The sequence below is a fragment of the Roseovarius sp. E0-M6 genome, from assembly GCF_037083845.1.
In the GTDB taxonomy this organism is placed as follows: domain Bacteria; phylum Pseudomonadota; class Alphaproteobacteria; order Rhodobacterales; family Rhodobacteraceae; genus Roseovarius.
This window is the reverse complement of record NZ_JBAPLA010000001.1, coordinates 813,769-829,154: the sequence shown is the minus strand read 5'-3', so window position 1 is coordinate 829,154 and position 15,386 is coordinate 813,769. Positions and strand designations below refer to the sequence as shown.

The 15,386-nt window shown below is 61.0% G+C and carries 15 protein-coding genes; 9 read left to right on the top strand and 6 right to left on the bottom strand.

The window, feature by feature from the left end:
* Positions 1-29: 29 nt before the first annotated feature.
* On the bottom strand, positions 30-905 hold the full coding sequence (tsf, locus tag V8359_RS04090; protein ID WP_336427432.1) for a translation elongation factor Ts: 876 nt from the start codon (positions 903-905) through the stop codon (positions 30-32).
* A 79-nt stretch (positions 906-984) separates the two neighbouring features.
* Positions 985-1,878, bottom strand: coding sequence for a 30S ribosomal protein S2 (gene rpsB / locus V8359_RS04085; protein WP_336427431.1), 894 nt, complete (start codon positions 1,876-1,878; stop codon positions 985-987).
* 248 nt (positions 1,879-2,126) lie between these two features.
* On the opposite strand from rpsB, the gene V8359_RS04080 reads away from it, so the two are divergent.
* A complete protein-coding gene (locus V8359_RS04080) occupies positions 2,127-2,876 on the top strand; it encodes a DUF502 domain-containing protein (RefSeq protein ID WP_336427430.1) in 750 nt (249 codons plus the stop codon).
* On the opposite strand, the gene V8359_RS04075 is transcribed toward V8359_RS04080, so the two are convergent.
* Together V8359_RS04075 and V8359_RS04070 are read right to left on the bottom strand one after the other, a co-directional pair.
* Positions 2,869-3,888 carry a patatin-like phospholipase family protein gene (locus V8359_RS04075; RefSeq protein WP_336427429.1) on the bottom strand — a complete coding sequence of 340 codons (1,020 nt, stop codon included), beginning with the start codon at positions 3,886-3,888 and terminating at the stop codon, positions 2,869-2,871. The two genes, V8359_RS04080 and V8359_RS04075, sit on opposite strands and share 8 nt — an antisense overlap.
* Before the next feature lie 96 nt (positions 3,889-3,984).
* Complete coding sequence (locus V8359_RS04070; protein ID WP_336427428.1) at positions 3,985-4,758, bottom strand: 3-hydroxybutyrate dehydrogenase; 774 nt, start codon at positions 4,756-4,758, stop codon at positions 3,985-3,987.
* A gap of 271 nt (positions 4,759-5,029) precedes the next feature.
* On the opposite strand from V8359_RS04070, the gene V8359_RS04065 reads away from it, so the two are divergent.
* The gene (locus V8359_RS04065) at positions 5,030-6,853 is read left to right on the top strand and encodes an extracellular solute-binding protein (RefSeq protein WP_442970309.1); all 1,824 of its coding nucleotides are present in this window, start codon (positions 5,030-5,032) and stop codon (positions 6,851-6,853) included.
* Positions 6,854-6,971: 118 nt separating this feature from the next.
* The gene (locus V8359_RS04060; protein WP_336427427.1) at positions 6,972-7,433 is read left to right on the top strand and encodes a GNAT family N-acetyltransferase; all 462 of its coding nucleotides are present in this window, start codon (positions 6,972-6,974) and stop codon (positions 7,431-7,433) included.
* Positions 7,434-7,494: 61 nt separating this feature from the next.
* Here V8359_RS04060 and V8359_RS04055 read toward each other — a convergent pair whose 3' ends face one another.
* Positions 7,495-8,118, bottom strand: coding sequence for a helix-turn-helix domain-containing protein (locus V8359_RS04055; protein WP_336427426.1), 624 nt, complete (start codon positions 8,116-8,118; stop codon positions 7,495-7,497).
* A 69-nt stretch (positions 8,119-8,187) separates the two neighbouring features.
* Between V8359_RS04055 and V8359_RS04050 the strand changes: the two genes are divergently transcribed.
* From V8359_RS04050 to V8359_RS04035, 4 genes are all read left to right on the top strand, one after another.
* Positions 8,188-9,714 carry a class I adenylate-forming enzyme family protein gene (locus tag V8359_RS04050; RefSeq protein ID WP_336427924.1) on the top strand — a complete coding sequence of 509 codons (1,527 nt, stop codon included), beginning with the start codon at positions 8,188-8,190 and terminating at the stop codon, positions 9,712-9,714.
* Positions 9,701-10,345: a DsbA family oxidoreductase gene (locus V8359_RS04045; protein WP_336427425.1), complete on the top strand. Its 645-nt coding sequence runs from the start codon at positions 9,701-9,703 to the stop codon at positions 10,343-10,345. The genes V8359_RS04050 and V8359_RS04045 overlap by 14 nt, the downstream gene beginning before the upstream one ends.
* 104 nt (positions 10,346-10,449) lie before the next feature.
* Complete coding sequence (locus tag V8359_RS04040; protein WP_336427424.1) at positions 10,450-11,619, top strand: MFS transporter; 1,170 nt, start codon at positions 10,450-10,452, stop codon at positions 11,617-11,619.
* 103 nt (positions 11,620-11,722) lie between these two features.
* Entirely contained in the window at positions 11,723-12,937 is a 1,215-nt protein-coding gene (locus V8359_RS04035) for an NADP-dependent isocitrate dehydrogenase (protein ID WP_336427423.1), read from the top strand.
* 121 nt (positions 12,938-13,058) lie between these two features.
* Here V8359_RS04035 and V8359_RS04030 read toward each other — a convergent pair whose 3' ends face one another.
* Positions 13,059-13,520: an Lrp/AsnC family transcriptional regulator gene (locus V8359_RS04030; RefSeq protein ID WP_336427422.1), complete on the bottom strand. Its 462-nt coding sequence runs from the start codon at positions 13,518-13,520 to the stop codon at positions 13,059-13,061.
* Between the two features lie 144 nt (positions 13,521-13,664).
* Here V8359_RS04030 and cysG point away from each other — a divergent pair, with 144 nt between their 5' ends.
* Positions 13,665-15,053, top strand: coding sequence for a siroheme synthase CysG (cysG, locus tag V8359_RS04025; RefSeq protein WP_336427420.1), 1,389 nt, complete (start codon positions 13,665-13,667; stop codon positions 15,051-15,053).
* Position 15,054: 1 nt separating this feature from the next.
* Entirely contained in the window at positions 15,055-15,366 is a 312-nt protein-coding gene (locus V8359_RS04020; RefSeq protein WP_336427419.1) for a DUF2849 domain-containing protein, read from the top strand.
* The last annotated feature ends 20 nt before the right edge of the window (positions 15,367-15,386 follow it).

Sequence of the window (15,386 nt, the reverse complement as noted above, 5' to 3'; positions counted from 1 at the left end):
CCCCGCTCAATACGAACCGTCGTGTGCTCTTACCCTTGAGCGGCCTTGGCCACCTCGGCGGCGAAGTCTTCTTTTTCGACTTCGATACCTTCGCCCACCTCAAGCCGGACATAGCCGGTGATCTCGGCGCCTGCGTCCTTGGCGGCCTCTTCGACTGTCATATCGGGATTGATCACGAAAGCCTGACCCAGAAGCGTAACTTCGGACATGAATTTCTTCATGCGGCCGACGATCATCTTTTCGATCACGGCGTCGGGTTTACCCGACTCCTTCGCGATGTCGATCTGGACCTGACGCTCTTTCTCGACGACATCCTGATCCAGCTCGGCCTCATTCAGGGCGGCAGGGTTGGTCGCGGCGATATGCATCGCGATCTGCTTACCAAAGGCGTTGTCGCCACCTTTGAGCGCCACCAAAACACCGATTTTGCCCATGCCGTCGGCGGCCGCGTTGTGCACGTAAGATACAACGGTTTCGCCCTCGATCGAGGCCATGCGCCGCAGGCTCATGTTCTCGCCGATGGTGGCGATCTTGTCGGTGATCGTGTCAGCCACGGATTTCCCGCCCAGATCGGCCTGTGCCAGCGCGTCGATATCATCGACCTTGACCGCGGCGTCCGCGATGTCCGAAACCATCGCCTGGAAGTCCGAGTTCTTGGCGACGAAATCGGTTTCCGCGTTCACTTCGACGGCCACACCACGTCCGCCCTCGACCTTGACCGCGACAAGCCCCTCGGCTGCGGTCCGGTCGGATTTCTTGGCGGCTTTCGCAAGACCCTTGGTGCGCAGCCAATCAACGGCGGCGTCCATGTCGCCCTCGGTTTCGGTCAGCGCCTTCTTGGCGTCCATCATGCCCGCGCCTGTCGTGTCGCGCAGTTGTTTAACCATTGCAGCAGTGATTGCCATGTCGGCCTCCTCACATCATCTTAGTGTCAGGGACAGGGTGTGCCCTGCCCCCATGTCATGCATGTGACACGTCGGGCGCTCAGCCCTTGGCGTCTTCCTTGGCCTCTTCCTTGGCATCCTCGCGGACTTCCTCGGTGGACTTGATGTCCAGAGGCGCGCCTTTCTGCATTGCATCGTCATGCGCGGTCTCGTCGCTCACGTCGCCGGTCTCGACGCCACCTTCAACAAGCGCCTCCTCGGTCGGTGCTTCGGCCAGCGCTCCCACATCGACGCCCGCCGCACCCATCTGGGCCGACATACCGTCAAGCGCGGCGCGGCTCACCAGATCGCAATACAGCGAAATGGCGCGTGCGGCGTCGTCATTGCCGGGGATGATGTAATCGATACCATCGGGCGAGCAGTTGGTGTCAACGACAGCCACGACAGGAATGCCAAGCTTGTTGGCTTCGGCAACGGCCAGCGCCTCTTTCTTGACGTCAATGACGAACAGCATGTCGGGCGTGCCACCCATCTCGGCAATACCGCCAAGGCTCGCCTGAAGTTTTTCCTGATCGCGCTCGATGCCCAGACGCTCTTTCTTGGTCATGCCCTCGGCACCGGCCTCAAGTGTCTCATCGATTTCCTTGAGGCGCTTGATCGACTTGCTGACGGTCTGCCAGTTGGTCAGCGTGCCACCCAGCCAACGGTGGTTCATGTAGAACTGCGCGCTTTTCTCGGCGGCTTCGGCAACGGGCCCGCTAGCCTGACGCTTGGTGCCGACAAAAAGAACACGGCCGCCCTTTGCGACGGTCTCACGGACCGCGTTGAGCGCGGCGTCCAGCATGGGAACGGTTTGTGTCAGATCGACAATGTGAATGCCGTTGCGCGCGCCATAGATGAACTCGCCCATACGGGGGTTCCAACGCTGCGTCTGGTGGCCAAAGTGAACGCCAGCTTCAAGCAGCTGACGCATGGAGAACTCGGGAAGAGCCATGGTCGTTTTCCTTTTCCGGTTTTCGCCTCGGCAAGGGACAGAGAGACAGCGCCTCAACCGGTGGACCGCCGGGGATGTCTCCCCCGATCAGCCCGCCCATGCCTGCGGATTGAATGGCGCGCGTATAACCCTGTCTGGCACAAGGCGCAAGGGGGGTCGACGATGAATGTCCAACCGCCTGTCTCAGGCGTTGTCGCCCGGCATGTTTACCCTTAGATATGTCGGATCAAGCTTTGAATGGCCCACGCATGAACACTCCTTTTGATGATGACCCCAAGCCGCGCCCCCGAAGCGGCCGTTTCTCCGGTCTCCGCGCAAGCTTTCTCACCGGGCTGGTGGTCATCGCGCCGGTGTTCCTCACGATCTGGCTTCTGTGGTCGCTGATCGGCTTTGTCGATGGTGTGGTCCTGCCGTTCCTGCCCAACGCCTATCAGCCCGAATACCTGATCAACAATTACATCCTCGGCAACACACGTCCCGACGAGGCCGATTGGGTCAAGATCAACATTCACGGGCTGGGCGTGGTCGTGTTCCTGCTCTTCACGCTCACCGTAGGCTGGATCGCCAAGGGCCTTATCGGTCGCTCGCTCATCGCCTGGGCCGAAAGCCTCGTCGACAGGCTGCCGGTTGTGCGCTCGATCTATTCAGGGGTGAAACAGATCTCCGAAACGGTCTTTGCCCAGTCGGAACGCAGCTTCGAGAAGGCGTGCCTGCTACAATATCCCCGCAAGGGCATATGGGCCATCGGTTTCATTTCGACCACGGCCAAGGGCGAGATAGCCGCCAAGGCCGAGACCGGCGATGAACTCCTGTCGATTTTCTTGCCCACCACACCGAACCCGACGTCGGGTTTCCTTCTTTTCCTGCCCAAGGAGGACGTGATCGAGCTCGACATGTCGATCGAGGATGCCGCCAAACTGGTGATCTCCGCCGGCCTCGTCTATCCGGGCCAGAAGGCCGTCAGTTCCGAAGACGACACCGACGGCAAACTCAGCTGAACATTTCGGCAAGGTCGATCGTGCTGCGTTCGTTGAGATCATCGAAATGCGCGGCGAGAAAAGCATCGGCGGCCACCCGCCCCGCGTCGCGCAATTTCCACAGCAATTCCGGGACGGGCACCATCTTGGTCGCGACCGACAGATCACGCATCAGGCCGTCATCGGCGATCATGTGGACCAGCACCCGTTTCATCGTGCCCGATGACAGCGCCCCCTCATCAAGCAATCGTTGAACGAAACTGATCGCGCGCAGTTCCCGCAGAAGCGAACTGTTGAAGCTGATTTCATTGATCCGGTTCTGAATGTCATGGGCGGCGCGTGGCACCTCACTGCGTTCGAGCGGATTGATGTTGATCACCACCACATCCTGCGGAAGCCCCTCGCGAAACAGCGGGAAAATCGCCGGATTGCCGGTGTATCCACCGTCCCAGTAATGCTCACCGCCGATCTCGACCGCCTGAAACATTGTCGGAAGACAGGCCGACGCCAAAAGAACGTCAGTGCTGACCTCGGCCTCGGGAAAAACCCGTATCTTGCCACTGCGCACGTTGGTGGCACAGACGAACAGCGCGGGGCCCTCGGGCGCGCAAACCTTGTCGAACTCGAACGCCTCGGCAATCGGTCGCAATGGATTGCGATAGAACGGCCCATAGAAATAGGGCGATACCGACCGGCTCACACTATCGGCCATGGCAAAGGGCACCGAAAGGGCCATGGTGCGGTTGAGACCCGAAGTCGGCAATCCCGCTCCCATCCAGGCCGGCCAGCGCATATCCTCCACCGCGCCCATTCGTTCCCACAGCCAGGCCAACCGGGCCCGCGCACCCTCGCGCCCGTTCTCGACCCACCCCGCCTTGAGCGCGGCACCATTCATCGCCCCCGCCGATGTCCCTGACATCGCGGCAATCTCGATGCGCTCATCCTCCAGAAGACGGTCCAACACACCCCATGTATAGGCCCCGTGCGCGCCCCCGCCCTGAAGCCCAAGATTGATCCGCTTCACCTTAGCCACATCCGGCCTTTCTTCTTGCTGAAAATATCCCGGGGAGCGCGATGGGCTGGCCCCTCGTCCCAGACAGAACCCATGCCGCGCGGTCCGCGCTCATGATCACAACGCAGTCCAGCCACCATCGACGCTGATCGTCGTCCCTGTCACCTGCGCGGCGGCATCCGAACACAGGTAAAGCGCCGTGCCGCCAAGTTGCTCGACCGTTGCGAAATCCTTCGACGGCTGCCGCTTGAGCATGACGTTCTTGATCACGTCCTCGCGGGACATGTCGTATTCCTTCATCGTGTCGGGGATCTGCGCCTCGACCAGCGGTGTCAGCACGTAACCGGGACAGATCGCATTGGCTGTGATCGGCTCTTGCGCGGTCTCCAGCGCGGTCACCTTTGTCAGGCCCACAATCCCGTGCTTGGCGGCGACATAGGCGCTCTTGTAGGGGCTCGCCGTCAGGCCATGCGCGCTGGCGATATTGATCACCCGGCCCCACCCGGCCGCACGCATCATCGGCAAAGCCGCGGCGGTGGTGTGGAAGGCCGATGACATGTTGATCGCGATAATCGCGTCCCACTTGTCTTGCGGGAAATCCTGAATGGGGGCCACATGCTGAATACCCGCGTTGTTCACCAGTATATCGCAGACCCCCGCCGTTTCGATCAGGGCCCGGCATGCGTCAGGGCTCGACATATCCGCCTGAATATAGCGCACCTCGACCCCGTGCTCATGGCTCATCTGCTTGGCCAGCGCGTGATCCTCCTCACGGTCGGTAAAGGAATTCAGAACCACCTTCGCACCGGCCTTGGCCAGCTCGTTGGCGATCCCAAGGCCGATCCCGGAATTCGAGCCGGTGACGATGGCGGTTTTTCCAGTGACGCTCATATGATCTCTCCGCGGTTGATGCTCTTGCAGCATATATGCCGCCTATGCGAATTGCACGGGGAGCTCACCGCGGATCGGATCAAAAAAAACGTCGGCACAAGGCCGACGTTAAGTTATTGAGGCAGGTTTCATACAGGCAAGAAACCTATCGAGCAGTGACCCCTTTATAAGCAATCTTGCGCCACGATCCAAGCTAAAAGTTTGAAAATACGTGAAACCGTCTCTACGCTCAGGCTCAGACAAACAAGGGCAGGCAAGGATTGTTCACGAAATGGCATCGGATTTTTTCCGCCGGCTGGCGCATGTCTTAACCTTTCTGGCTTGCGGAATCACCCCCCTCGCCGCGCAGTCGGACCCCGCGCATGGCATAGCTATGTATGGCTCTCCGGCGCTTCCACCTGATTTTGTGTCCCTGCCTTACGTGAACCCCGAGGCGCCCAAGGGCGGAAAGGTCGTGACCGGCAATGTCGGCGGGTTCGATTCGCTCAATCCGTTCATCATTCGTGGCACCCCGCCATGGCAGTTGCGCTACATGGCTTACGAGTCGTTGATGCTGCGATCCCAGGACGAACCGTTCACGATCTATGGCCTTCTGGCCGAATCGGTCGAGGTGCCCGATGACCGCTCTTGGGTCGAATTCACCCTCCGCCCCGAAGCGCGATTCTCGGACGGAAGTCCGGTCACCGTCGAGGACGTGATCTGGTCATTTCAGACCATCGGCGGCAAGGGGCATCTGCGCTATCGCGGCCTCTGGAACAAGGTCAAGAAGATCGAGGCCACAGGCCCGCGCCGCGTTCGACTGACGTTCAACACCCCCGAGCGCGATCTCGCGCTGCTGGCGGGGCTGCGGCCAATCGTCAAGAAATCCCAATGGGAGGGGCGCGATTTCACCGAAAGCCGGATCGAGGACATTCCGATCGGTAGCGCCCCCTATATGGTCACCGATTACGAGGTTGACCGCCATGTCGTGCTTACCCGCAATCCCGATTACTGGGGGCGCGACCTTCCCATCCGCCGCGGCACGAACAATTTCGATGAGATCCGCATCGAATTCTATGGCGACGATGCGATCATGAAAGAAGCGTTCAAGGCCGGCGCGATCTCTTACGTGCGGGAATTCAATGCCGAACAATGGGAGCGCCAGTATGACTTCCCCGCCGTACAGCGCGGCGACATCGTGAAATCCGAAATCCCCCACCAAAAACCGTCAGGCATCACGGGGTTTGTCATGAATATGCGCAACCCGCCGCTGGATGACTGGCGGGTGCGCGAGGCGCTGATCCTCGCCTTCAATTTCGAATTCATCAACGAAACCCTGACCGGTGGACGGCAGCCGCGGATCACCTCGTATTTCTCGGGCTCGGTTCTGGGCATGCGCGACGGGCCCGCGCCCGACGCCGTTGCCGCACTTCTTGAACCCTACCGTGACACGCTCCTGCCCGGCGCCCTCGACGGGTACAGCCTGCCCGTGAGCGACGGCACCAAGCGCAATCGCAGCAATATCCGGCGCGCCGCCAAGCTTCTGGACGCGGCCGGATGGACGGTGCAGGACGGCATCCGCCGCAATGCCGAAGGCCGCCCGCTCGAACTCAGTGTGCTGCTCAAGCAGGACGCGCTGGTACAGCAGGCCACCTCGATGATGGAAATCTACGCCCGCGCGCTTGAACGGCTGGGCATCAAACTGACCGTCGAAAGCATCGACAAGGCACAATACGCCGCGCGCGAGGATAATTATGATTTCGACCTCACTTTCATCCGGCGCGCGCTGTCGCTCAGCCCGGGGAATGAGCAATATTTCTACTGGGGCTCCGAAGGCGCAGATGCCCCCGGCAGCCGTAATCTCATGGGTATGAATTCGCCCGCCGCCGAAACGATGATCAAGGCGATGCTGACCGCCCGCACCCGCGATGCTTTCGTGAACGCCACCCGCGCGCTCGACCGTGTGCTGACATCTGGGCGCTATGTGATTCCGGTCCATCAATACGCGGTGGGCCGCATCGCCCATCACAAGGAACTGAAATTCCCCGAGGACCGCATCCCGATCTACGGCGACGGGGTGGCGTTTCTGCCCGAAGTCTGGTGGTACGAAGAATAGACCGTTGTTGACCTGTTGGTCGTTGGACGGTGGGGGTGGCCGATTGACGAACACAGTTGACATTGTGTCCTTCGGCAATGTCAGGTGTTTACGGCAAATATCACACGTAGCGAAACAAATGACTTTGTTAATACGCTCAGGACTCGAACGCGATGCTCCGATTGCAGTTGACGTGCTTCGCCGATCTATCTCCGAGCTCTGTCGCGAGGATCATCAAGATGACCCTGCGGAGATTGCCTCTTGGCTCGAAAACAAGACCGAAGAGAACTGGTGTCTCTGGGTGAACCATCCAGATGCATCGGTCTTTGTTGCTGAGGAATACACTATCCTATGCGGGGTCGGCATGGCTCGTTCCGACGGTGAGATCCTTCTGAACTACGTGGCCCCTGAAACACGCTTCAAAGGGGTCAGCAAAGCGCTTCTCTCAGCTCTTGAAGCCGAGAGCTCCGCGCGCGGAACTACCTTGGCCACTCTTGAAAGCACCCGCACGGCCCGACGCTTCTATCTTGCCAACGGGTATGTTTCGGAACCAGCTGGTGATCCCATGAAGATGAAAAAGGTGCTCAAAGCCAATGGCTAAATAGGCCTCGTTCGAAACCTTCCCCGCAGCGCAAGATGGGCCATCCGCCCCACCACCCTCATCAGGTCAGCGACGTCACCCACAGGATGGTCGCGTCATCCTCGCTCACCGAAATCACGTTATGGCCCATCGTCGCGTCGTAATAGGCGCTGTCGCCCCGCCGCATCTCGACCGGCTCATAGAATTCGGTGAAAAGCCGCACGACCCCGGTCAACACATACATGAATTCCTCGCCATCATGACGCACCCAACCATCGAATTCGTCCATGCTGCGGGCGCGGATGCGCGCGTGATATGGCAGCATCTTCTTCTTGGTCAGCGTGTCCGACAAAAGCATATGCTCGTATGTCGTGGTCAGGTATTCGGTCCCGCTTCCGGCTTTTGTCACGTTCATACGACCGTTGATCTGATCCTTCTGTGGCGGCGTGAAAAGCTGTGGCACGCTGATCTCAAGACCTACAGCCAGCTTCTTGAGCGCCTCGTAGGTCGGCGACATCTGACCATTCTCAATCTTTGACAGTGTCGACCGGGCCAGTCCGGCCTGCTTGGCGGCCTGTTCAAGCGTCCAGTCGCGCGCCTTGCGAAGCTCGCGCACGCGTTCGCCAAGGTTCAGCGGTTCACCGGACTCGTCGCTCCCGCTGCGCCGCGCGATCCGTATCAGATTTTTGGGGTTGGGATGTTCCATGGCAAAAATGTATACGAACGCGCCGCGTCACTTGCAACTGTGCGCGGCACGACATACCCATATGCCATCATGATTTCTGTCGTCGATACCGGCGCTCCGACGCCCTGCCCCACACCGTTCAACATGGCCGCATATGTGCTGGCTCACGCCTCCACCGTGCCCGACAAGATTGCGCTGGCGGTGCTTGGTCCGGCGCGCGCCGAACGCTGGAGCTATGCCCGGCTCGAGGCGGCTGTGCGCGGCACGGCGACCGGCCTGACTGAACAAGGGCTGTCACCCGGGGATCGAGTGCTGCTCAGGCTGGGCAACACAGTGGATTTTCCCATCGCCTATCTAGGCTGCATCGCCGGCGGCCTGATCCCCGTGCCCACCTCGCCACAGCTCACATCCCGCGAAGTCTCGGCCCTTCTTCCCGGGCTTGAGCCGCGGGCCATCCTGCACGCCCCCGACGTGGCCTGCCCCGATACCGACCTGCCCGTGATCGGCCCCGAATCCCTTGCCGCGATGCGCGATCTGCCGCCCTCAGACTACGCGATGGGCGATCCCGAGCGTCCGGCCTACATCGTGTATACCTCCGGCACCGCTGGTCTGCCGCGTGCGGTGGTGCACGCCCATCGCGCCATCTGGGCGCGGCGCATGATGCATGACGGCTGGTACGGGCTGAGCAGCGACGATCGTCTGCTGCACGCGGGGGCCTTTAACTGGACCTATACGATGGGCACCGGCCTGATGGATCCATGGAGCGTTGGTGCCACCGCGCTCATCCCCGCAAGCGACATTTCCATCGCGCAGCTGCCGCTTCTGCTCAAGCGTCACGATGCCACGATTTTCGCCGCCGCACCCGGGGTTTACAGGAAGATTCTCACACAACACGATGCGCTTGCACTGCCCAGCCTGCGGCATGGTCTCTCGGCTGGTGAGAAGCTTTCACCCCGCATCGCCGACGAATGGCGCGCCGCCACCGGCACCGGCATTTTCGAAGCCTATGGCATGTCCGAATGCTCGACCTTCATCTCGTCCTGCCCGGCGCATCCCGCACCGCCCGAAACGCTGGGATGGCCGCAACCGGGCCGTCGCGTAGCGATCCTTGGCAAAGACGGCCCGGTGCCACGTGGCGCGCCCGGTATCATCGCCGTGCATCGCCATGACCCGGGCCTGATGCTGGGGTATCTCGGCGCGCAGGAAGAAATGAACGCGCGATTGCGCGGCGATTGGTTTCTCACTGGCGATCAGGGCGTGATGAGCGAAAACGACGCCATCACCTATTTGGCGCGCGACGACGACATGATGAATGCCGGCGGCTATCGCGTCTCCCCGCTTGAGGTCGAGGAGGCGCTTGCCGACATTCCGGGCATCACCCAGATCGCCGTGACCGATATCGAGGTCAAGCGCGACGCACGCCTTATCATGGGGTTCTACACCGGGCCCGAACCGCTCAGTGAGGATATGCTCAGGGCCGAAGCTACTCGGCGTCTGGCCGGATACAAATGCCCGCGTGGCTTCTTTCACGTAGACACGTTGCCCACAAATCCGAACGGCAAGCTTCAGCGCCGCGCGCTCACCCCGATTTATGAGGCTCTGAATGGTACGTGTTGATATCGTCTCGGATCCCATTTGCCCGTGGTGCTATATCGGCAAGGCCGAACTTGACGCCGCGCTGCACGATCGGCCCGATCACCCGTTCGAGATCGTCTGGCATCCATTTCAGCTCAACCCGGACATGCCCGAGGGCGGCATGGACCGGCGGACATATCTCGAGGCGAAGTTCGGTGGCAAAGACGGCGCGGTCACCGCCTACAAACCTGTCGTTGAGCGGGCCGAAGAGGCAGGGCTGGACATCGACTTTGCGGCCATCGGGCGAACGCCAAACACCGTCGACGCCCATCGCCTGATCCACTGGGCCGAGGCGGAAAGTCTTCAGAACCGCGTTGTCGATGCGCTCTTTTTGGCCTATTTCCGCGAAGGCCGAGACATCGGCGATCGCGGAACACTCAGCGAAATCGCGGGCAATTGCGGCATGGATGCCGCAATGGTTGCGCGCCTATTCGAAGGTCCGTCGGACATCGAAGACGTGCAGGCCCGCGACCGGCAATTCCGCGAGATGGGCGTCTCGGGCGTGCCCCTTTTCATCGTGGCCGGGCGGCATGCGGTTCCGGGCTGTCAGCCCAAAGAGCTTTGGCTCAAGGTCATCGACGACATCATGGAACAGGCGGGACAGGCCCCGTGATCTGACGTATCGCGCGCAGCGTCCGTCCGTGTTACCTGATCGTTTGTACCGAGTTGTCCATGTCCCCCTCCCCGTCTCAGCCATCCCGCGTGGAACTCGTTGCCATGATGGCGATGATGTTCGCCACCATCGCCTTTTCCATCGACGCCATGCTGCCCGCGCTGCATGCCATCGGCACGGAACTGTCGCCGGACAACATCAACGAAGCACAGCTTGTCGTCACGGCTTTCATCCTTGGGATGGGTCTAGGCACCTTCGTCACCGGCCCGCTGTCCGATACGTTCGGACGCAAGCCCGTGGTGGTCGCGGGGGCCGCGCTCTATATCGTCAGCGCGGCGCTGGCCTGGGGGGCGCCCACGCTCGAACTGGTGCTGGCCGCGCGGCTCTTTCAGGGCATCGGCACCTCTGCGCCGCGGGTCGTCACCCTCGCCATCATCCGTGATCTCTTCTCGGGGCGCGAGATGGCGCGCCTGATGTCTTTCGTGATGATCGTCTTCACACTGGTGCCCGCGCTGGCACCCCTTCTGGGGGATGCGATCATGTCGGTGGGGGGCTGGCGCAGTATCTTTCCCGCATTCATTTTCTTCTCGGGCGTATCGACACTCTGGCTCATGCTGCGCCTGCCCGAACCTCTCCCACGGGCGCGCCGGCGCCCGCTTCGCCCACGGGCGCTGGCCTCTGCGGTGGCCGAGGTCTTTTCCTACCCGTCGGTGCGCACCTCCATCCTTGTTCAGACGCTGTGCTACGGCATGCTCTTCGCCACCATCTCCTCGATCCAGCAGGTCTATGAGTTGACCTTCGATCGCGCTGAAACTTTCCCGCTGTGGTTCGGCGTCTGTGCCATCCTCGCCGGATCGTCCAGCTTTCTCAACGCATTCCTCGTGATGCGCCTCGGGATGCGGTTTCTGGTGACAGCGATGCTGACCACACAGATCGGCCTTTCGGCGGCTATGATCACGATCTGGCTCGCCGGTGTGCCCGAACCGGCGCTGTTTTACGTGTTCGTCATCTGGCAGGTCGGCATCTTCTTTCAGGCTGGCCTCACCCTAGGCAATGTGAACGCCCTTGCGATGGAACCGCTGGGCCATGTGGCAGGCATGGCCGCGAGTGTCATCGGTGCCGCGTCGACAGTGCTGTCGGTGCTGCTCGCGGTGCCCGTTGGCCTTGCCTTCGACGGCACTCCGCTGCCACTGGCGACCGGCGTTTTCGTCTACGCGATCCTCGCAACGGTCCTCATGGTGCGCCTGCGAAGGATCGAAGCCCGGGCCATATAATCGGTATACTGTCGCATACCGTCTTTCCAGAACCGTCTCCATGCGCTAAAACGCAGGCCGAGACCGCGATTCCGTCAACCCATACCCGAAGGAAATGGCCCCAATGTCCAAGATTAAGGTGGAAAACCCCGTCGTCGAACTCGACGGCGATGAAATGACCCGGATCATCTGGGACTTCATCAAGAAAAAACTCATCCTGCCCTATCTCGATGTCGATCTGCTTTATTACGACCTCGGAATCGAAGAACGCGACCGCACCGAAGATCAGATCACCGTCGATGCGGCCGAAAAGATCAAGGAAGTCGGTGTCGGCGTCAAATGCGCGACGATCACCCCTGATGAAGGCCGGGTCGAGGAATTCGGCCTCAAGAAGATGTGGCGCTCGCCCAATGGCACGATCCGCAACATCCTCGGTGGTGTGGTGTTCCGCGCGCCGATCATCTGTCAGAACGTGCCACGGCTTGTTCCGGGCTGGACCAAGCCCATCGTTATCGGCCGCCACGCCTACGGCGATCAATATCGGGCGACCGACATGAAATTCCCCGGCCCCGGCACGCTCTCGATGAAGTTCGTGGGCGAAGACGGCACGGTGATGGAAGAAGAAGTGTTTCAGGCCCCGTCCTCGGGTGTCTACATGGGCATGTACAACCTCGACGCCTCGATCATCGACTTTGCGCGCGCTTCGATGAATTACGCGCTCAAGATGGGGTGGCCGCTCTATCTGTCGACCAAGAACACGATCCTCAAGAATTACGACGGTCAGTTCATGATCCTCTTCCAGAAGATCTATGACGAAGAGTTCAAGGACAAGTTCGAGGAGGCCGGCATCACCTATGAACACCGCCTGATCGACGACATGGTCGCCGCGGCGATGAAATGGTCTGGCGGGTTCGTCTGGGCCTGCAAAAACTACGATGGCGACGTGCAGTCCGACACCGTGGCACAAGGCTTCGGCTCGCTCGGTCTCATGACGTCACAACTCATGACACCCGATGGCAAGATCGTCGAGGCCGAGGCAGCACACGGCACCGTGACACGCCACTACCGTCAGCATCAGCGCGGAGAAGAAACCTCGACCAACTCCATCGCATCGATCTATGCTTGGACCGGCGGGCTCAAGCACCGCGCCAAGCTTGACGGCAACGAGCCGCTGCGCAACTTTGCTGAAACGCTCGAGAAGGTCATCGTGGATACCGTCGAATCCGGCCACATGACCAAGGATCTCGCGCTTCTCGTCGGTCCCGATCAGGGCTGGCTCACCACAATGGGCTTCCTTGAAAAGGTGGACGAGAACCTCAACAAGGCGCTCAATGGCTGACGAAGCGACGTCACTCGCACGATGCAACGGGGCGCATGATCGGCGCCCCGTTTTTTTGAGTATTTTTGGAAAGATGAAGGTTATGGGGTTCATCTTTCCTCAAATACTCACGGCATGACATCTAAAGCGGCAACTCCGTCGTGGACTTGATTTCTTCCATCGACAGAAGTGCCGTGACATTGTGCACTTTCACTTCGGAAATCAGCGCCTGATAGAATGTGTCATAGGCGCGCGCATTGGCCACCCGCACCTTCAGAATATAGTCTATATCCCCCGCAAGCCGGTGCGCCTCCTGCACCTCGGGCCTGTCGCGCAGCGCCTTGAGAAAGGCCCCTTGCCAAGCCGCGTCATGTTCGGACGTGCGGATCAGCACAAAGAAACACGCCTCGAACCCAAGTGCCTCGGCATCCAGCAGATAGGTCTGCTGACGGATCACCCCGCTTTCGCGCATCTTGCGAATCCGGTTCCACACAGGCGTCTTGGAACTGCCAACGGATTTGGCGATATCGTCCAGAGATTGCCCCCCGTCTCGCTGCAACTGCAAAAGAATTTTTCGATCAAGATCGTCGATACGGACGGACATTCGGTCTTTCCTTCAATCGTAGAACACGGACACGCGGGGCGCGCCGAACCGGAACATATGTCCTTATTAACGAAGGCATATGGCGTTATATCGGGAATATTTTCTATATTTAGGATCAAGTCAACCGAAACGGGGCGCCAAGCCATGAAACATTTTCCCATCTTCCTCTCGCTTGAGGGCGACCGGATCGTGCTTGCGGGCGGTGGTGATGCCGCGCTTGCCAAACTGCGCCTGCTGATGAAGACCGAAGCGCGGATCACTGTATTCGCGTGCGATCCCGCCCCCGAGATCATCACCTGGGCCCAGATCGGCCGTCTCAGCGTGCAGCGCCGCGCGATCACTCAAGAAGACTGCACCGGGGCCGCGCTGGTCTATGCCGCCTCGGAAGACGAGGTCGACGACGCCCGCACCGCCAAACTCGCCCGTGCCGCCGGCGCGCTGATCAATGTCGTGGACAATCTTGAGGCAAGCCAGTTCATCACACCGGCCATCGTCGACCGTGATCCGGTCACCGTCGCCATCGGCACCGAAGGCGCCGCCCCCGTGCTTGCCCGCGCGATCAAGGCCGAACTCGAGTCGCGCCTGCCCACAAATCTGGGCCTGCTCGCGCGAATCGGCAAAACTTTTCGCAAGGCCGCCGATGTCCTGCCCGTGGGCCGCCCGCGCCGTGACTTCTGGTCCGACTGGTATTTTCGGGATGGTCCCCGCGCGCTCAGCGAAGGCGAAGAGGCCGCGAGAACCGCGCTTGACGACCTCCTTGACCGCCACGCCGCCCGCGACGCCCGCGAGGGCCATGTCGCCTTTGTCGGCGCCGGTCCCGGCGATCCCGAGCTTCTGACCCTCAAGGCGCGCCGCGCCCTCGACGAGGCCGACGTGGTGATCCATGACCGACTCGTGACGCCCGAGATACTCGAACTTGCCCGCCGCGAGGCCACGCTCATCGACGCGGGAAAGGAGGGGTTCGGCCCTTCGATGACCCAGCCCGAGATCAACCAACTGATCGTCACCCACGCCCGAACCGGGGCGCAGGTGGTGCGCCTCAAGGGGGGCGATCCCACGGTCTTCGGTCGCCTCGACGAAGAAATCGAGGCCGTGACCAAGGCGGGTATCGCCTTTCATATCGTGCCGGGCATCACCGCCGCCTCGGCCAGTGTCGCAGCTATCGGCCAAAGCCTGACAAGCCGGGGCCGCAATTCAAGCCTGCGTTTCCTGACGGGCCACGACATGAAAGGGTTTGCCGATCACGACTGGGCCGCCCTTGCCCGCTCTGGCGAGGTTGCGGCCATCTATATGGGCAAGAAGTCCGCGCGCTTCATTCAGGGCCGCCTGCTTATGCACGGGGCCGACCGCGCAACGCCGGTTACCGTGATCGAAAACGCCTCACGCCCTGATCAGCGGGTGCTGTCGACAACGCTCGATGCGCTGCCGTCCGTCCTTGCCGAGGCGGGCCTCACCGGCCCTGCCCTCACTTTCCTTGGCCTGGCGCCCCGTGCCGCGCAGGCCGCTCTGATCCGACAGCAGGAGCTTGCCTGACATGGCCCGTGCATTCACCCCAAAGGTTATCACCGCCAATGCGCTTCTCGAAGGCGATGTGGTCTATCTCACCGAAGACGACCGTTGGTCGCGCCACCTGTCCGAGGCCGAGCTTTTGACCGATGAAGCCCATGCGCAGGTTCGCCTTCTCATGGCCGAAGGACAGTCCGAGACCGTTGTGGGCGTCTATCTCGCCAATGCGGCCCCCGGTGAAACCGGCCCCGAGCCGACTCATTTCCGCGAGGAATTTCGCCGCACCGGCCCGTCCAACTACGCCCATGGCAAGCAAGAGCATTTCCCGCCCCGCACCTGAGCCGCGTCCGCGTGGCGCCC